We start from the raw sequence: 17,006 nt of genomic DNA on the forward strand, positions 1-17,006 counted from the left end.
ACTGTACTGATGTCACCTCGCGCTGTGAACCCGCTGCGGGGACACTATTACCGTGACGAGCACATCGATTATCGGTTCGATTCTTTCCTGGCTGTCCGCCGGATACCCGGAGGGGGTTCCCCCCACGGATCGATTCCCGCTGTTGGCGCTGCTGCGCCGCACGCTGACCGAAGAACAGGTCAAGGAAGTGGTCGCCAAGCTGACCGACCCCGCATCGGCTGCACAGCTGGACGGCGTGGTGAGCAAGGACGAGATCGAGAAGTTCATCTCGGATGTGACCAAGGATGAGCCGACCGCTCAAGACATTTCGCGTGTAGCTTCACGCCTGGCCGCCGGCGGGTGGCCCTTGGCCGGTGTGGACTCCACCGCACTCAACGCGTAATTAGAACGCCCAGTTGCGTTCTGGGCTCAACACAAATCCGTGCGTACCACGGGCATCGTCGACCAAACAGGCAATGGTCTTGGGTGCCGGAGTGGCACATATCAGCGTTGTCTGGCTGCCGTCGCTGTTGTGCACGGGGGCCGCTATCCGCACCTGGTGATGGTCGGGGAGCACGGGGACGCGGGATCGGTCGGGGTTGCTCTGTGATTCGCCCACCGTCGCAGGCGCGCCGTTGTTCCGCGCGTAGGTGCCCAGATCCAACTGGGCTGACCCGCTGCCCTTCGGTCCAACGCAGGTCCACTGAAAGTACGGATTCCATCCGGCGCTTTCGCACACGACGCCATCGGGTGTGGCGAAACGATAGACCTTGACGCTGAAGTACTGCCGGGAGTCGACGGTGGGGAGCTGGCTCAGGTCAGGGAAATCCGGCGGCGGTTCGGCGGAGGCGGTGCAGGCGCCCAGGGGTGTCAGGCACAGCGCGGCAACGTATGTGACCAGCAGGGCCTTGGCGCCCCGGTTTTCCATGGGCGCAATCTATCGCCCCCGGGTAGGAGCGGGCGCGGCAGACCCCGACGACGAGGGCACGGTGGACGGTCGATCGACGATTGTCGACAGCGGTCCGCCGATCCGGTACTTGGCGCCCCGGTGCTCCGTGGGCAACCGATCACCATTGCCCAGTAGCTTGTGGCGCAATGTTCCTGGGGTGTAGCCATTTTGGTATGCACCACGTTCGGTCAATACCGGGACCACATACTCGATGAAGTCCTCGAAGGTGCCCGGTGTGATCGCGTAGGCCAGGTTGAAGCCATCGACATCGGTTTCCGCCACCCACTCCTGCAGCGTGTCGGCCACCTCGGTGCCTGAGCCGATGACAAGCGGGCCCATGCCGCCGATCTCGCCCCACTCGGCGATGTCGCGCACCGTCCATTCCCGGCCGTCATCGGTGGCGGCCTGAAACGCCGCGACAGCCGACAGGATCGCGTTGGAGTCCACATTTCCGATCGGCTCGTCGAGGCCGTAGCGGGCCAGGTCGACGCCCATCCAGCCGGACATGAAGACCAGTGCGCCCTCGGCGCTGCCATAGCTCAGCAGCTCGCGGTGCTTGGCGTGCGCAGCCTCGGAATTCTCTCCGGTGACCACGGTGGTGAGGTTGAAGATTTTGGCGGAGTAGGGATCTCGTCCGGCGAGTTCCAGCTCGCGGCGGATCGTGGTGACCGTCTGGCGCAGCAGATCCTTGGTGGGGGCCGCGGTGAAGACCGCCTCGGCGTTCTCCGCGGCGAAGCGCACCCCGCGCGGCGACGATCCTGCCTGGTAGATCACCGGAGTCCGCTGCGGCGATGGCTCAACGAGATGGACACCGGGAACGGTGAAATGCGTTCCCTCATGGCCGATGTGGTGCACCTTGTCGGGATCGGTGAAGACCCCACGGGTCGCATCGCGGACGACGGCGTCGTCCTCCCAGGAGCCTTCCCACAGCTTGTAGAGCACCTCCAGGTACTCGTCGGCGTGGTCGTAGCGGGCGTCGTGTGCTGGCTGGTCGGTTTGTCCCATGTTGCGTGCCGCGGCGGGTAGGTACCCGGTGACGACGTTCCATCCGACTCGGCCTCCGGTGAGGTGATCGAGTGTGGATAGCCTGCGCGCGAACGGATATGGGTGTTCGAATCCGGTTCCAGTGGTGACCCCGAAGCCGAGATGCTCGGTGACAAGCGCCATCGCCGAGACCAACAGCAGGGGATCGGCAACCGGAATCTGCGCGGCCTGGCGGATGGCCGCCTCGTCGCTGGCGTCATAGATGTCGTAGGTGCCAAGCACATCGGCGATGAACAGTCCGTCGAAGCGGCCGCGTTCCAGGAGCTTGGCCAGATTTGTCCAGTAGGACAGATCCTTGTACCGCCAGGACTGGTCGTCGGGGTGCCGCCATAAGCCGGGGGATTGGTGCGCAACGCAATTCATGTCGAACGCGTTGAAACGGATGACGCGGGTCATCCCCTCAGCATCGGCACCCCGACGACATCAGTCACCGGTTGTACTCGGGGTGAAACTTACAAAGTGGCGGTGTCGATGACGAACCGGTACCGCACGTCGCTGGCGATCACACGCTCGTACGCCTCGTTGATGTAGTCGGCGTCGATGACCTCGATCTCGGAGCCGATGTTGTGCTCGGCGCAGAAGTCAAGCATCTCTTGGGTTTCCGGGATACCGCCGATGCCGGAACCGGACAGGCTACGGCGGCCGAACAGCAGTGGGAAGGCCGGAACTTCGATGGGGTTCTCCGGTGCGCCCAGCTCGACCAGCGTCCCGTCCACATTGAGCAGACCGAGGTACTTGCCCATGTCGAGATTGGCGGAGACCGTGTTGAGGATGAGGTCGAAGCCGTAGCGCAGGTTCTTGAAGGTGTCTGGGTCGGAGGTGGCGTAGTAGTGGCTGGCACCCAGGCTCAGTCCGTCTTCCAGCTTCTTGAGCGACTGGCTCAGCACCGTGATCTCGGCGCCCATCGCGGCACCCAGCTTGACGGCCATGTGCCCAAGTCCGCCGAGTCCGATGACCGCAACGCGCTTGCCCGGACCGGCACCCCAGTGCCGCAGTGGTGAGTAGGTGGTGATGCCCGCGCACAGCAGCGGAGCTGCCTTGTCCAACGGGAGGCTGTCGGGGATGTGCAGCACGAAATCCTCGTTGACGACGACGGCCTGGCTGTAGCCACCCTGCGTCTGGGTTCCGTCGCGGTCCTTGGCGCCATAGGTGCCGACCATGCCGCCGCCACTGCAGTACTGCTGCAGCCCGGCCAGGCACTGCGGACAGGTGCGGCACGACTCGACCATGCAGCCAACACCCGCATGATCGCCCGGCTTGAACTTGGTGACCTCCGAACCGATAGCGCTGATGACGCCGGCGATCTCGTGGCCGGGCACGATCGGGTAGTTGGCACGTCCCCATTCGTCGCGGACGGTGTGGATATCGGAGTGGCAGATGCCGGCAAACTTGATGTCGATGAAGACGTCGTGCGGACCGAGCTCACGGCGCTCGATCGTGATGGGGACCAGCGGTTCCTTACCGGATGTTGCGGCGTAGGCGGAGACGGTGACCATATATGCGTCCTTTTGCGATAGTTAACATTGCTACCGATCTCAGACTACTCGCCCCGCACATGGCGCGCGCTTAGACGGGGGACAGCGACCACCGGCCGTCGCCGAGTAGCTCTAGCTTCTGTGTGTGGTGCTGGTCGACGGTGCTGCGGTGGCTGACGCTGACTACGGTGCACTCGGGCACCTCAGTGCGGACAAGGCGGTATAGCGCGAACTCCAGGCCCTCGTCGAGTGCCGACGTCGACTCGTCCATGAAAACCACCTTGGGCTTGATGAGCAGGATGCGCGCGAAGGCGACCCGCTGCTGCTCTCCAGGGGAGAGCACCTTGATCCAGTCGGATTCCTCGTCGAGGCGATCCACGAGGTGTGCCAGGGACACCTTCTCGAGGATCTGGCTGAGTTCGTCGTCGGAGAAGGTTCCCGATTCAGCGGGGTAGGAAAGCGCATCACGCAGATTCCCCAGCGGAATATAGGGCAACTGCGATATGAACATAGTCTCGTGGTCACCGCCGGGTCGGCTCCAATGACCATCCGTATACGGCCACAACTGGGCGAGGGAGCGCAGCAGGGTCGTCTTGCCGCCGCCTGATGATCCCTTGATGACGAGTGCATCACCGGCATTCAGTTCCAGATTCACATCGTCAATGAGCACATCGCCGTTGGGTTTACGGACGTACACGTTCTCCAATGTGACACCCTCATCCTGAGTGCCGGGGTCGAGTGACGGAAGCTCGCGAGACTGTTCATTGGCCTCCAGCAGCCCGTCGAGCCGGTTGACGGTGGCGCGATACGACGCGAACGTGTCATAGGCATTGCGGAAGAAGGACAGGTTGTCGTGCACCTGTCCAAAAGCATTGCTGGACTGGCTCAGCGCACCGTAACTGATCTCACCAGCCATGAGCCGTGGACCCTGAATAACGTAGGCGAAGATCGCGGCGGCCTGGGTAACGCTGAGGTTCCATCCGGTGAAGCTGATGCCTCGGCCTACCAGGCGCCAGTAATTGGCGATAATTCCGTCGAATCGCTGTTTGAGCTGACGCGCTTCGGCGCGCTCCCCGCGATAGAAGGCGACGCTTTCCGCGGTATCACGCAGGCGGACAAGCGCATAGCGGAACATGGCGTTAAGTCGCTCGTTGAGGAAGTAGAGCCGGATGAGAGGGTGGCCGATCCAGAACGTGATGAGGGTTCCGATGATCACGTATAGGTAGGCGAGCCATACCATCGCGTAGGGCACCGTGACGCCAAATATGTTCATCGTTCCCGACAGCTGCCACAGAATGATGGTGAATGAAACTAATGAGATCACAGATTTCGCGGCGCCGAATGCTAGGTGACCACCAGATGTTTGGAGGGTTTCCGGTGACGCGTACATCGCGACAAAGTTGTTGATATCAGCCTGAATTCGTTGATCGGGGTTGTCGATGGTGCTGTCGATGAATCGTGAGCGATAGAACGCGCGACCATCGAGCCAATTGGTCGTGATTCGATCAGTGAGCCATACCCGCCATCGAATGATGAAGGCTTGCAAGATATACACGTCGAGCATCGTTCGAGCTACGTGAATGATTGCCAGGACGACGAACATTTGAATGGCGTGCCAGAAAGCGGCTCGCGCCTCGGGCATCCCCGCCTTGTCTTTGGCGAGGGACCCAGAGATCGCCTGGATTGATGCTGCGATGTCGAAATAGTAGTAAGAGAAGACAACAGTCAGACGCACACCGGCCACCACTGATAGCAATAGCACTGCTAGGTAGGTCCAGGTGACACGTGCTTCGCTGCCAGTGAAGAAGCCGCTGCTGATCCTCCAGAACTGGCGACCCCACTGGGTCAGTCGTACCAGTAAGAAGGCGACCGCCACAAAGCAGACGAAAGTGAGAGGCCACACCCAGCCGATCCACACCAGCGATCGCCATACCTCGGTGCCCCAGTCGGTCGCAGTCTTCATCGATTAATGCCTTCCGAGTCTGTCACTATCCAGTTGTCCGCGGAGTGTACGGGCACAGGCTGAGCACGTCCTGACAAGCGCTAAGAGTGGCCAGGTAGTGAAAGTTTTGTGCGGGTCGTCGGCGCGGCATCACAGTGCGGCCGGGGTGCCGTTCGGGTCCCGGTCTCGGCGTGAAGCGACCGCGATCACGATCGCGAGAATACCGAAAAGCTCTGGTGTGCTGGGAATCTGGTGCATGACGAGCACGCCGATCGCGGTCGCGGAGAGCGGAAGCAGCGCGAGGAGCACTGCGAAGTGGCTCCGCCCCGCCCGTCGCAGGATCACCTGGTCAAGGCCGTAGGGGATGACGTTGGAGAGCACGCCCATCAGGAGCCCCAGCACGAGGACATGGCCGACGGGTATCTCGCCATGAGTGCCGGCGATACCGAAAGCCAAGACCGGCGCGGTCACGATCATGGCAACGGTGAAGCCGACCGCCAGCGAGTCGGCCGGATTACCCTGTAGCGCAACATGTTTGCCGAGCACAATGTATCCGGCCCAGAACAGCGCCGCGAGCAGTGCGAATGCCATCCCCGCGGGCTCGGCGGTGAGCTGCACGTCGGCGATCAGGAGGACACCGACGAGAGCTGCCAGAACCGAGAATCCCTCGCGGAGGGATCGCGTGCCGATCGCCGCGACACTGATCGGTCCCAGGAATTCGATCGCCACCGCGGTGCCCAGCGGCAGTCGGTCGATCGCGAGATAGAACGACATATTCATCAGGGCGGTGACCAGCCCAAAGCCTCCTGCCCACCACAGTGCCCGGCCCCGCCAGGCCGCACGTCCGGGCCGGGCGATGGCGAGAAACACCAGCGCCGCACCGCATATCCGCAGCCAGGCCACGCTTACCGGGTCGAGCCACCGAAACAGGCTGACGCCAGCGGCGGCACCGATGTACAGCGAGGTACCGCTGACCAGCATGAGGGCGGGTGCCGCGAGCAGGTGGCGCTCAGGTTGAGTCACCGTGTGGCCAACAAGGTGCGGACAGCCTCTGTCAGATCTTCTTCGAGCCACCCGGGCAGGCCGGGCATGTGGCGTCGGACCGACGCGTACGGCAAGTCGACCACTGCGCGCACGAGCCGGTCGCGGCTTCGCGCGTCAGTGTGGCCATAGATGGCCCGCGTCAGATCCCGCATGGCGGCGAACAACGGTTCATTCATCGTGTCTAGTGCCCTCGCCGCGTCGGCTGCTCCGAGGACATCGGCGCTACGTAGGGAAAACAGTAGCCGGGCGTCATCGGGATAGGAGCGTGAGAACCCCGGCACTGAAAGTGCAAGCGCCACAGCAATATCAATGGGATCCACGGAGGAGTGCAGTGCGCGGAACGCGTGTTCGTGGAAGCGCTCCACCGCACGTAGCCAGGTGGCCGACATGATGGCTTCGCGGTTGCCGAAGCGATGGTTCAGGGTTCCGGCCGGAGCGCCCGAGGCGCTCGAGATAGCCGCGATGGTTGCGGCACGGGGGCCGCCGTCGAGCAATAGTGATCGCACCGCATCGAGGATGGCATCGCTGGTGTGCTTGCGTTCGGGAGCCATCTGGAATATCCATCCTAATTCTGGTAAACCTGAGATATGGAACATCCATCCTATATTGACGAGCATGCGATCCGTATCGACGCGCCGCGGGACCGGGTGTGGGCGAGCCTGCGGCACTACGTTGACGCCGTGCTGAGATCCGCTGAGCGCAGTCCGCTTGGCACCGTGCTGGGCGCCAGTCCGCGTGCGGGCTTCGCTGTGGACGGTATCGACCCCGAACAACGGCTGAGTTTGGCCGGGAAGCACCGCTTTTCGCGCTACGAGCTGGTATTCGAACTCGCCGACACCCGCGACGGTGGTACTCAGCTGCGTGCGCAGACGTATGCGGATTTTCCCGGGCTACGCGGCCGGATCTACCGTGCGCTGGTGATCGGTACGCGCGGCCACGTGGTGGTGACCAACCATCTGCTGTGTTCGGTTAAACGGCGTGCCGCTGGCGCGGGTTCGCACTGACCGGGATCGCTACGAATTCAGCTCGCGCCGTGCCGATTCCGCGGCCAGCGCGCGCTGGAAGCTGCGGACAAATCCCACCTGGGTCTTCTTGAGCTGCCGCTCCAGTAGGCCGGGCAATCGGATCTTGAGATCCAGGGAGATGTCGGCGGTAAGGCGGGATTCGGGGTCATCGGGGACGACGGTGAACCGGCTGACGTTGTGGCGCAGGGTTCTGCTTTCCAGCAGGGTGAGCCGGCAGCCGTCGGGGTACCACTCGTACTCGGTCAGGGAATCATCGGAGATTCCGAGCGTGGTACTCACCGTTCGCACCAGGCGCGGCGAGCCGTCGTCAAATGATTCGACGACAGTCATCGTGCTGGCGACCGGCGGCCACGTCGGCAGATGTGGGCGCAGCCAACTATCGACGGACTCCACATCCTTGAGCACCTCGAGGACGGTTTCGGGCCTAGCGGCGACGGCAATGTCGATGCGTTCCTGGATCACGTTCCATCCTTCCGCGGACTGCGGGGAACGTTAGCCCAATTGGAGCAAAAATGGAGACCTTTAGGGCAAACTGATTCTAAAGTCCCAGTTCAGAACTAGTACTGGAGGTACGGATACTGTCTGTAACGGATAGCTTTAGGCGGCGCGTTCCAGGATGAAAACTCTGATCTCGCGTCCGGTGCGGCCCTTGTAGGCGGAATAGACCTCGAGCATCGCCTCGAAGCGCCGGTAGTAGTCGTCGCGCTCGGCGCCCTGCGCGAGGGTCGCGACCACATCGATGGTCTGGCCGGCCAGTGTCACCTTGGCGCGCGGATCGGCGAGCAGGTTGGTGGTCCACGCCGGGTGCTTCTCCTGGCCGAAATTGCTGCCCACTAGTGCGATCCGATCGCCATCGTGGAGATACAGCAGCGGGGAGACCCGCGGCTGGCCAGACTTGCGCCCGGTCGTGGTGAGCAGCAGCGTCGACAAACCCAACGGGCCCAGCACGGTGTACCGGCTGCCAGTGCGCTCCATGACGGCCCGGTCCAGGGGGGTCAACTTGCGGATGGTCCACGACCCCGGTTTGGTGGCGGCGAACTTGGCGGCGGCCCGGGACAGCGCGCTGTCGGGATTGCCCCAGCGATTCTCTGGAAAACCCTTGTCGCTCACGGGATTATCTCGGATTTGCGTCCAGCGTTGAATCCAATTCGGGTGTACTCGGCAACCCCGGCCGTGGTGTACGGATCGGCGGTGATCAGGGCCTCGGCGTCCTGTGCGCTGATGTCGCCGGTGACCAGCACGCCGCCGGTACCTGCCTCGTTGCGGCCGCTGATCAGCAGATTGCCTGCCGCGATCTCGCCGTCGAGCCACTCCAGGTGTGCGGGGCGGACACCGTCCACGACGTCGAGCGGTTGGGTATAGGTCAGCTGCAGTACGTGGTACATGCCGGGAGCGTAGCGCCTGGGGCGATGGGTGGGTGTGGGCCGACTGGGAGATCTAGTTGATGGGTGCGTTGACCCACTGCAAGTCGTCCAGAATCCCGCGGGCCGCGACAATTCCATCCCCGGTCTGCCAGACCTCGTTGTTGACCGCGAACACCCGGTTGTCTCGTGTGGCGCCGAGCGCCCTCCAGGGCGTGGTGCCGAAAATCCGGGCAGCCCGATCCTTGGCCGACGGGCTGGTAAACGAGACGTAGACGATGTCGCCCTCGACTGCCGAGAAGTCCTCGGCGCTGATCTCGATGAACGGAGTGTCGGTAAACCGTTGGGTGGCAGGGCGATCCAGTCCCACGGTGGCGAGTACCGAGGCCGGGAAGTTGTTGGCGCCGTACACCCGCACCGTCTGATCGGTGAACTGGACTATTGAGGCCTGGAAATGTGTGGCGTCGTTCTCGCGGCCCACCTTCTTGGCGGCATCGACGAAGCCCGACCACAGCTTGTCGGTGTCGGCAGTCCGCCTGGTGGCCTTACCCACCAGCTGGACGTGCTCGGCCAGATCATGGCCGGACACGATCACGGTGGGCGCGATGGCGCTCAGGTCGAGGTAGGAATTCTGTTCGCCCACCGAGCTCAGGATGAGATCGGGTTTGGCGGCACCGATCTTGGCCAGGTCCGGAGATGCCATCGGACCGACTGACGGCAGGTCATGGACCACGGTGCCCAGGTAGGACGGGGGAGACGTCGCGCGGTCGGCCAGTGCCACTCCGACGATGCGATCCTGCAGTCCCAGTGCACACAGCGTGTCGATGGCGCCGGCGTCGAGGACCACGATGCGTTTGGCGTCCTCGGGCACCTCGGTCTCGCCCTGGGCGTGCCGCACCTCGCGCGGTGCGGCGGAGTCGACAGCCGCCGGATCCTTGGCGCAGGACTCGTCGGGCTTGCGTGCATTGCCCAACACACCCGCGCCGGCGATCTTCGTGGTGCTGGTGGCCAGGGTGCTCGGGGTCTCGTTGGTGGGTTTCTCCGTGCAGCCGGATACCGTCACCGTCACCAGTGCTGCCGACATCACGGCAGCGCCCCAGAACCTCGCTGTGTGCACCCGGTTGAACTTACCGCGCGGGGTCGCGAACACGCGGGTAGGACGCTTCGACCACGGTCGCGCGGATGGTAATCAACCCCAAGTACGACTCTCTGTAGGACCCGCTCCACGATCGGGGGTGGCGCGGGCTAGGATTCACCCCAGACATGCAGTCACTGGATCGACTGCGCGCTACAAGGAATCGGAGGAGCCGTGACCGCCGAAGCACCCCCCATTGGTGGATTGCAGGCCAGCCGCCCGTTCCCGCCCCGCACGGGCGCGCGGGGCACTCTGATCTACCGATTGATCACGACGACCGATCACAAGCTGATCGGCATCATGTATCTGGTCGTGTGCTTCGCGTTCTTCCTCATCGGTGGCTTGATGGCGCTGTTCATGCGCGCCGAGCTGGCGGTGCCGGGCCTGCAGTTCCTGTCCAACGAGCAGTTCAACCAGCTGTTCACCATGCACGGCACCGTGATGCTGCTGTTCTATGCGACGCCCATCGTGTTCGGCTTCGCGAACGTAGTGCTGCCGTTGCAGATTGGCGCGCCGGACGTCGCCTTCCCGCGTCTGAACGCCTTCTCGTTCTGGCTGTTCCTCTTCGGCGCCATGATCGGTATCGCCGGCTTTATCACCCCTGGTGGCGCCGCCGACTTCGGCTGGACCGCCTACACCCCATTGACCGACGCCATTCACTCGCCGGGTGCCGGCGCCGACCTGTGGATCATGGGTCTGGCCGTCGGTGGTCTGGGCACCATTCTTGGCGCGGTCAACATGATCACCACGGTCGTCTGTATGCGCGCCCCCGGTATGACCATGTTCCGGATGCCGATCTTCACCTGGAACATCCTGGTGACCAGCGTGCTGGTGCTGCTGGCCTTCCCGCTGCTGACCGCCGCGCTCTTCGGTCTGGCCGCTGACCGGCACCTTGGAGCCCACATCTTTGACCCCGCCAACGGCGGTGTTCTGCTGTGGCAGCACCTGTTCTGGTTCTTCGGACACCCCGAGGTCTACATCATCGCGCTGCCGTTCTTCGGCATTGTTTCGGAGATCTTCCCGGTGTTCAGCCGCAAGCCGATCTTCGGATACACCACGCTGATCTACGCGACGCTCGGTATCGCGGCGCTGTCGATCGCGGTGTGGGCGCACCACATGTACGCCACCGGGGCGGTGCTGCTGCCGTTCTTCTCCTTCATGACCTTCCTGATCGCGGTTCCGACCGGTATCAAGTTCTTCAACTGGATCGGCACCATGTGGAAGGGGCAGTTGACCTTCGAGACCCCGATGATTTTCTCGGTGGGCTTCCTGGTCACCTTCCTCTTCGGTGGTCTGACCGGCGTGCTGCTGGCCATGCCGCCGGTCGACTTCCACGTCACCGACTCGTACTTCGTCATCGCGCACTTCCACTACGTGCTCTTCGGCACCATCGTGTTCGCGACCTACGCCGGTATCTACTTCTGGTTCCCGAAGATGACGGGCCGCCTGCTCGACGAGCGTCTGGGCAAGTTCCACTTCTGGCTGACGTTCATCGGCTTCCACTCCACCTTCCTGGTGCAGCACTGGCTGGGTAACCAGGGCATGCCGCGCCGATACGCCGACTATCTGCCCACCGATGGCTTCACCTTCCCTGAACTCGTTCTCGACGGTGGGTGCCTTTATCCTGGGTGCCTCGACGCTGCCGTTCCTGTGGAACGTGTTCAAGAGCTACCGCTATGGCGAGGTTGTCACGGTGGATGATCCGTGGGGCTACGGCAACTCCCTGGAGTGGGCCACCAGCTGCCCGCCGCCGCGGCACAACTTCTCCGAGCTGCCCCGAATCCGTTCGGAGCGCCCGGCATTCGAGCTGCACTACCCGCACATGTCCGAACGCATGCGCGCCGAGGCGCACGTGGGTGGCGGCCACAAGTAACCGGTGGCCCGTAACTTCACGGTCCTTGTCACCGTCACCGGGGCCGACAAGCCTGGTGTCACCTCGGTGCTCATGGGTGTGCTATCCCGCCACGGCGTCGAGCTGCTGAATGTCGAGCAGGTCGTCATCCGCGGGAAGCTCACGCTTGGTGTCCTCGTCAAGTCGCACGGTGGTAATCAAGCCGTGGAGGCCTTGCAGGACGAGCTCGAAGAGGCCATGCACACGCTGGGGTTCAATGTTGACGTCGAACTCGGCCGGGATAGCTCAGTAATCCGGGACCCGTCGACTCACACCATCGTGGTGCTGGGCCGGCCCGTCACGGCGAGGGCCTTCGGGGCTGTAGCGCGCGCACTTGCCGAACTCGGGATCAACATCGACCTGATCCGGGGTATCGCCGACTACCCCGTGACAGGCCTGGAGCTGCGGGTCACGGTGCCGCTGGGGCTGTCCCCCGCTCGCGGGGGACAGCGACTGACCGATCTCGACCTGCACACCGCCATGGCCCAGGTGACCGTCGACGAACCGGTGGACATCGCCGTCGAGCACAGCAGCCTGGACCGGCGTGCCAAACGACTCATCGTCTTCGACGTCGACTCGACCCTGATTCAGGGCGAGGTCATCGAGATGCTCGCCGATCGTGCCGGAGCCCGGGAACAGGTCGCGGCCATCACCGAGGCGGCCATGCGGGGGGAGCTGGACTTCGCCGAGTCGCTACATCAGCGAGTGGCCACCCTGGCCGGGCTGCCCGAATCGGTGCTCGAAGAGGTGGCCGAGGAGCTGGTGCTCACCCCGGGCGCACGCACCACCATCAGAACCTTGCGCCGCCTCGGGTACTCGTGCGGTGTGGTGTCGGGTGGGTTCCGGCAGGTGATCGATCCGCTGGCCCACGACCTGGCTCTTGATTTCGTGGCCGCCAATGTCCTGGAAATCGTGGATGGCAAGCTCACTGGCCGTGTCATCGGGGAGGTCGTGGACCGCCCGGGGAAGGCCAAAGCGTTGCGGCAGTTCGCCTACGAGGCAGGGGTGCCGTTGGCGCAGACAGTGGCGGTCGGTGATGGCGCGAACGATATCGACATGTTGTCGGCGGCCGGCCTCGGCGTGGCCTTCAATGCCAAGCCCGCACTGCGGGAGGTTGCCGACGCGTCGGTGAGTCAGCCGTATCTGGATGTGGTGTTGTTCATTCTCGGGGTGACCCGCGCCGAGATCGAGGCCGCCGACGCGGTCGACGGTGGGGTGCGCCGCGTCGAGATTCTCGACGATTAAGAGGCGCGTGGGTCAGCCCACCATCGCCGAATCAGCAAGCGGTGCAGCGCCAGTCACGGTGTGCCAGGCCTGGGCGAGGAGCTCCACTCCGCGCAACAACTGATCGTCGTGCTGGGTGAAGGGCACCCGCACAAAACGTTCCAGCGAACCGCCGACCCCGAACCGTGGGCCGGCAGCAATGCGGACCCCGAGGCGCGCAGCGGCCGCAGCGAGTGCGGTACTCATCGGAGCGGGCAGTCGGGCCCAGATACACAGTCCGCCTTCGGCTTCCTGCAGCTCCCAATCGGGAAGTCGCCGGTGCAACTCGGCCACCACCAGGGCGCGCCGTGCGCGAAGGGTCTCCCGTTGCGTGGCCTCCACCTCGTCTGCGCGTTCCAGCAGCTCGGCGGCGGCCAGCTGTTCGAGGATCGGTGTGCCGGTGTCCATGGCCGAGCGCACGGCAGCGAGCCGGGCGATGGTGGTGCGGTCGGCGCGAATCCAGCCGACGCGCATGCCGCCCCAGAACGATTTCGACATCGACCCGATGGTGACTATCAGATCGGGACGCGCTACCAGCGAGGCCATCGGTGCGGGCGTGGGTGCCTGGTGCCAGGATCCCACGAGCGACTCGTCGACGACGGTCCGGGTTCTGGTCTGGGAGATGATGTCCGCCAAGGTCTTTCGCTGCGAAAGCGGCATGGTGAGGCCGGTGGGGTTGTGGTTGTCCAGCACCAGGTAGGCCAGGTTTGGGGCCGTTTGACGGATGGTGGTCTCCATGCCGGTCATATCCCAGCCCGACTCGCGTTCGTGGGTGTGCATCGGTACCGGGACAGGGCGTGCGCCACGTTGGGTGATCGCATCCAGCGCACCGTGGTAGCTCGGCTGCTCCACCAGGACTCTGTCGCCGGGCTCCACGAAGGTGCCGAGGAGTAGTGCGATGGCCTGCTGGGCACCGCACGTCACCATAATCTGGTCCTCTGCGGTGGCCAGGCCGCGTCGTGAGAAGTGTTCGGCGATACGGGGGCGCAGCTCCGGAATGCCTACCAATTCATGACCGATTCCCCGAAGGTGGGTCGGCAGTTTTGTCAGGGCCAGCTGGTACGCCTCAAGAACCGCGGCAGCCGGTGCGGCGGTGGCGGCATTTTGCAGGTCGATCATCGCGCTCGCCAATCCCGTTGTGGCCGAATGTGATCGGTCAGGGCCGGGCAGAGCGGTGGTGCTGCGCGCCCCCTGGCGGCCGCGCAGGTATCCGTTCTCGCGCAGTTCCGCGTATGCGGCGGTGACAGTGGTGCGGCTGACGTGCAGCGCGCTCGCCAACGCTCGTTCGCTGGGGATGCGGGCGCCGAGTGGCAGCCGCCCGTCGATGACGAGTAGCCGGATCGCGTCCGCCAGTGCTCCGTACGCGGGGCCGGCAGAGCCCGCGGTGCGCCATTGGCCGAGGTGGCGGGCCAGGGTGTCGGCGATGACCACGCGATCAGACATAAAAGCCAGTGTGACTCGACTGGCTATTGAAAGACAAGCCAGTTGGCCGAGAAACTCGGATGGTGACCGGGAAATGGATTGGTTGGAGTGCGCGCGGCACTGCCCTGCTGGTGGGCCTGTACCTGTACGGGTTCTCGATGGCGCTCATGGTGCGCGCGGGGCTCGGGCTGGACCCCTGGGACGTATTCCATCAGGGGCTCTCCATGCGTACCGGGATGAGCATCGGGCTGGCCTCGGCGGTGACCGGCGTCGTCGTACTACTCGCGTGGATTCCGTTGCGTAACAAGCCGGGTGTGGGGACGATCGCCAACATTGTCGTCATCGCCGTCGCTGTCGATTCCACGCTGGCCTGGCTGCCCGCGCCCTCGGCGATGGCCGTGCGGGTGGGGTTTCTGGTCGGCGGTGTGCTGCTGAATGCGATTGCCACGGTGCTGTACGTCGGTGCCGGGTTGGGGCCGGGGCCGCGTGATGGACTGACAACTGGACTGGTTCATCGCACCGGCCGATCGGTGCGGCTGATCCGGACCACCATCGAGGTCATCGTGGTGGCGACGGGTTGGCTGCTCGGCGGGAACGTGGGCGTGGGGACCCTGCTCTACGCGCTGGGGATCGGGCCCCTCATTCAGGTGGTGCTGCGGCTCACGCCCCGGCGACTACTGGCCGTCAGTGGCTGGGGTGCGGTGTTGAGCACGCAACGCGACAACTCCGCGGCCGTCGTGCCGACGGCATCGCCTCAGGATGTAGCGGCCTGATTGCGCCGGTCGAATGACTCGGCGTCGATGAGCAACTGCTCACGAAGGGCGTCCGGGAGGTCGATCAGTGCGGATGTCAGCTTGGCCACCGCTTCGTTCTGGGCCAGCTCGAGAGTGGTCAAATCCTCGTCCAGCTCGTCCGCGTAGCCACTATCGGTGAAGTAACGGACGTCGATGCGGAAAGCGTGCGCGATGCTCTCCAGCGCCTGCAGGGAGGGCCGCCCCCGCTGCCCGTTCCGCAACTGTGACAGATAAGGCGCTGAGACGACGGTACCCCCGGTCCGCATGAATACGAGAAATTCGCTGTTGGAATACGGGCCGCGGCCAGGAGTGTGCAGCACCGCGAACACCCGGTTAAGTCTGGCGACGAATTCCTCTTGCGATCGGGGATCTTTGAACGGGTAGAGGGTGCTGCGGTTGCTATCGGCAGAGGAATCAAGTTTTGATGTGCGGCTATCTTCCGCACTGTCCGATCCCTGGATTCGCCGGTTGGCATCGATCAACCGGCCCAGGGCTGTCGTGTCGCGGCGCAGCTGAGACTGGAAGGCGTCGACCCGGCGACGCCACGCCTTGAGGTCATCCCATACCCAGGAGCGATCCTCACCGTGAGCTGCACGTTGCTGGATTCGACTCGCTTCGGCATCGAGCTGTGCGATGAGTCGATGGTTAGCAAGCCCGATACTGTGCACCGTGTCCAGGTAGGGATCCGGATCAAGATCGTTTGTCATATCGTTGCCTAGAATTCCTTCCGAGCTTGCTGACGTATGGATGAGGATACGCGATGGAGGCTCGGGCGCATGGTCGGGACGGCTCGCGAGATGGCTCCCGCTCGCCGCTCGCCGGGCTCGATGCGGCACGATGGCCCCGTGGCCGAAATTGATCCGGACCTTCTGCTCGATTTCCGCGATGTCCTCTTGCGGCGCAATCGCAAGGTGTTGGTAGGCCCGGTCACCTGGTCGGTCGAGCTGGACGAGCGGTGGGTGGTTGTCGGTCCCAACGGAGCCGGCAAGACATCGTTGCTGCGGATCGCGGCTGCCATGGAGCACCCCACATCAGGTCACGCGGCCATCCTGGGTGAGCGGCTGGGGCGTGTCGACGTCACGGAACTCAAAGCGCGGATCGGTTTGAGCTCGGCCGCGCTCGCGCAGCGGATACCGGATAACGAAGTGGTCCGTGACCTGGTGGTCTCGGCCGGATACGCGGTGCTGGGGCGGTGGCGCGAGGAGTACGAGGAGATCGACACCGCTCGTGCGGTGGACATGCTCGAGACCCTCGGCGCCGAGCATCTGGCCGAACGCACCTACGGGACGCTGTCCGAGGGCGAGCGCAAACGAGTGCTCATCGCGCGTGCATTGATGACCGATCCCGAGCTGCTGCTCCTCGACGAGCCGGCCGCCGGGCTGGATCTGGGCGGGCGTGAGGAACTCGTGGCGCGGCTGGGTGAGCTTGCCGCCGACCCGGATGCGCCCGCGATGGTTTTGGTGACCCACCATGTGGAGGAGATCCCGCCTGGTTTCAGCCATGCGTTGTTGCTGTCCGAGGGCGAGGTTGTCGCTCAGGGCCTGCTGGCGGATGTGATGACCAGCGAGAACCTGTCCCGCGCGTTCGGTCAGTCGATCGTGGTTGAGATGATCGACGGGCGCTACTTCGCGCGACGTGCCCGGGCCCGGGCAGCCCACCGGGCGCATTAGCGCGCAAAGTTT

17 protein-coding genes and 1 pseudogene are annotated in these 17,006 nt (G+C 64.1%); 6 read left to right on the plus strand and 12 right to left on the minus strand.

The window, feature by feature from the left end:
- Positions 1–52 precede the first annotated feature (52 nt).
- Positions 53–382, plus strand: a complete 330-nt coding sequence (locus B4394_RS10765) for a DUF3349 domain-containing protein (RefSeq protein WP_078315009.1) — start codon at positions 53–55, stop codon at positions 380–382.
- Here B4394_RS10765 and B4394_RS10770 read toward each other — a convergent pair whose 3' ends face one another.
- The 6 genes from B4394_RS10770 to B4394_RS10795 all read right to left on the minus strand — a co-directional run bounded on the left by B4394_RS10770 (position 383) and on the right by B4394_RS10795 (position 6,984).
- Positions 383–907, minus strand: coding sequence for a hypothetical protein (locus B4394_RS10770; RefSeq protein WP_078315010.1), 525 nt, complete (start codon positions 905–907; stop codon positions 383–385).
- A gap of 9 nt (positions 908–916) precedes the next feature.
- Entirely contained in the window at positions 917–2,368 is a 1,452-nt protein-coding gene (locus B4394_RS10775; RefSeq protein ID WP_078315011.1) for an LLM class flavin-dependent oxidoreductase, read from the minus strand.
- Between the two features lie 56 nt (positions 2,369–2,424).
- The gene (locus tag B4394_RS10780) at positions 2,425–3,468 is read right to left on the minus strand and encodes an NAD(P)-dependent alcohol dehydrogenase (protein WP_078315012.1); all 1,044 of its coding nucleotides are present in this window, start codon (positions 3,466–3,468) and stop codon (positions 2,425–2,427) included.
- Between the two features lie 70 nt (positions 3,469–3,538).
- Positions 3,539–5,410 (minus strand): ABC transporter ATP-binding protein/permease, encoded by a 1,872-nt coding sequence (locus B4394_RS10785; RefSeq protein WP_078315013.1) that lies wholly within the window; start codon positions 5,408–5,410, stop codon positions 3,539–3,541.
- Between the two features lie 129 nt (positions 5,411–5,539).
- Positions 5,540–6,412 carry an EamA family transporter gene (locus B4394_RS10790; RefSeq protein WP_078315014.1) on the minus strand — a complete coding sequence of 291 codons (873 nt, stop codon included), beginning with the start codon at positions 6,410–6,412 and terminating at the stop codon, positions 5,540–5,542.
- Entirely contained in the window at positions 6,409–6,984 is a 576-nt protein-coding gene (locus B4394_RS10795) for a TetR family transcriptional regulator (protein ID WP_078315015.1), read from the minus strand. Before B4394_RS10795 ends, B4394_RS10790 begins: the two co-directional genes overlap by 4 nt.
- Positions 6,985–7,020: 36 nt before the next feature.
- Here B4394_RS10795 and B4394_RS10800 point away from each other — a divergent pair, with 36 nt between their 5' ends.
- Complete coding sequence (locus tag B4394_RS10800; RefSeq protein ID WP_078315016.1) at positions 7,021–7,437, plus strand: hypothetical protein; 417 nt, start codon at positions 7,021–7,023, stop codon at positions 7,435–7,437.
- A gap of 9 nt (positions 7,438–7,446) precedes the next feature.
- On the opposite strand, the gene B4394_RS10805 is transcribed toward B4394_RS10800, so the two are convergent.
- The 4 genes from B4394_RS10805 to B4394_RS10820 all read right to left on the minus strand — a co-directional run bounded on the left by B4394_RS10805 (position 7,447) and on the right by B4394_RS10820 (position 9,903).
- Entirely contained in the window at positions 7,447–7,920 is a 474-nt protein-coding gene (locus tag B4394_RS10805; protein ID WP_078308860.1) for an SRPBCC family protein, read from the minus strand.
- 135 nt (positions 7,921–8,055) lie between these two features.
- Positions 8,056–8,568, minus strand: coding sequence for a nitroreductase/quinone reductase family protein (locus tag B4394_RS10810; RefSeq protein ID WP_078315017.1), 513 nt, complete (start codon positions 8,566–8,568; stop codon positions 8,056–8,058).
- Positions 8,565–8,843 carry a YciI family protein gene (locus B4394_RS10815; protein WP_078315018.1) on the minus strand — a complete coding sequence of 93 codons (279 nt, stop codon included), beginning with the start codon at positions 8,841–8,843 and terminating at the stop codon, positions 8,565–8,567. Before B4394_RS10815 ends, B4394_RS10810 begins: the two co-directional genes overlap by 4 nt.
- A gap of 52 nt (positions 8,844–8,895) precedes the next feature.
- Positions 8,896–9,903 carry an ABC transporter substrate-binding protein gene (locus tag B4394_RS10820; protein ID WP_286142033.1) on the minus strand — a complete coding sequence of 336 codons (1,008 nt, stop codon included), beginning with the start codon at positions 9,901–9,903 and terminating at the stop codon, positions 8,896–8,898.
- Positions 9,904–10,128: 225 nt separating this feature from the next.
- Here B4394_RS10820 and ctaD point away from each other — a divergent pair.
- Positions 10,129–11,827, plus strand: a pseudogene (gene ctaD, locus B4394_RS10825) (aa3-type cytochrome oxidase subunit I).
- A 3-nt stretch (positions 11,828–11,830) separates the two neighbouring features.
- The gene (serB, locus tag B4394_RS10830; protein ID WP_078315020.1) at positions 11,831–13,090 is read left to right on the plus strand and encodes a phosphoserine phosphatase SerB; all 1,260 of its coding nucleotides are present in this window, start codon (positions 11,831–11,833) and stop codon (positions 13,088–13,090) included.
- Between the two features lie 12 nt (positions 13,091–13,102).
- Here the strand turns inward: serB and yczR are convergent, their stop codons facing one another.
- The gene (gene yczR, locus B4394_RS10835) at positions 13,103–14,551 is read right to left on the minus strand and encodes a MocR-like transcription factor YczR (RefSeq protein WP_078315021.1); all 1,449 of its coding nucleotides are present in this window, start codon (positions 14,549–14,551) and stop codon (positions 13,103–13,105) included.
- A gap of 62 nt (positions 14,552–14,613) precedes the next feature.
- Here yczR and yczE point away from each other — a divergent pair, with 62 nt between their 5' ends.
- Positions 14,614–15,303 (plus strand): membrane protein YczE, encoded by a 690-nt coding sequence (gene yczE, locus B4394_RS10840; protein WP_078315043.1) that lies wholly within the window; start codon positions 14,614–14,616, stop codon positions 15,301–15,303.
- Here the strand turns inward: yczE and B4394_RS10845 are convergent.
- Positions 15,285–16,031 carry a helix-turn-helix transcriptional regulator gene (locus B4394_RS10845; RefSeq protein ID WP_078315022.1) on the minus strand — a complete coding sequence of 249 codons (747 nt, stop codon included), beginning with the start codon at positions 16,029–16,031 and terminating at the stop codon, positions 15,285–15,287. The genes yczE and B4394_RS10845 overlap by 19 nt on opposite strands.
- A gap of 120 nt (positions 16,032–16,151) precedes the next feature.
- Here B4394_RS10845 and B4394_RS10850 point away from each other — a divergent pair, with 120 nt between their 5' ends.
- Entirely contained in the window at positions 16,152–16,994 is an 843-nt protein-coding gene (locus tag B4394_RS10850) for an ABC transporter ATP-binding protein (RefSeq protein ID WP_078294632.1), read from the plus strand.
- Positions 16,995–17,006 lie beyond the last annotated feature (12 nt).

Source organism: Mycobacterium sp. D16Q16, from assembly GCF_002013745.1.
GTDB lineage: Bacteria > Actinomycetota > Actinomycetes > Mycobacteriales > Mycobacteriaceae > Mycobacterium.

Bases quoted from the DNA above. Each gene is read 5' to 3' on its own strand.
- B4394_RS10820 (WP_286142033.1), bottom strand. From the start codon at position 9,903: ATGTCGGCAGCACTGGTGACGGTGACGGTATCCGGCTGCACGGAGAAA.
- B4394_RS10770 (WP_078315010.1), bottom strand. From the start codon at position 907: ATGGAAAACCGGGGCGCCAAGGCCCTGCTGGTCACATACGTTGCCGCG.
- B4394_RS10845 (WP_078315022.1), bottom strand. From the start codon at position 16,031: ATGACAAACGATCTTGATCCGGATCCCTACCTGGACACGGTGCACAGT.
- B4394_RS10800 (WP_078315016.1), top strand. From the start codon at position 7,021: ATGGAACATCCATCCTATATTGACGAGCATGCGATCCGTATCGACGCG.
- B4394_RS10785 (WP_078315013.1), bottom strand. From the start codon at position 5,410: ATGAAGACTGCGACCGACTGGGGCACCGAGGTATGGCGATCGCTGGTG.
- B4394_RS10780 (WP_078315012.1), bottom strand. From the start codon at position 3,468: ATGGTCACCGTCTCCGCCTACGCCGCAACATCCGGTAAGGAACCGCTG.
- B4394_RS10815 (WP_078315018.1), bottom strand. From the start codon at position 8,843: ATGTACCACGTACTGCAGCTGACCTATACCCAACCGCTCGACGTCGTG.
- B4394_RS10775 (WP_078315011.1), bottom strand. From the start codon at position 2,368: ATGACCCGCGTCATCCGTTTCAACGCGTTCGACATGAATTGCGTTGCG.
- B4394_RS10795 (WP_078315015.1), bottom strand. From the start codon at position 6,984: ATGGCTCCCGAACGCAAGCACACCAGCGATGCCATCCTCGATGCGGTG.
- yczR (WP_078315021.1), bottom strand. From the start codon at position 14,551: ATGTCTGATCGCGTGGTCATCGCCGACACCCTGGCCCGCCACCTCGGC.
- B4394_RS10850 (WP_078294632.1), top strand. From the start codon at position 16,152: ATGCGGCACGATGGCCCCGTGGCCGAAATTGATCCGGACCTTCTGCTC.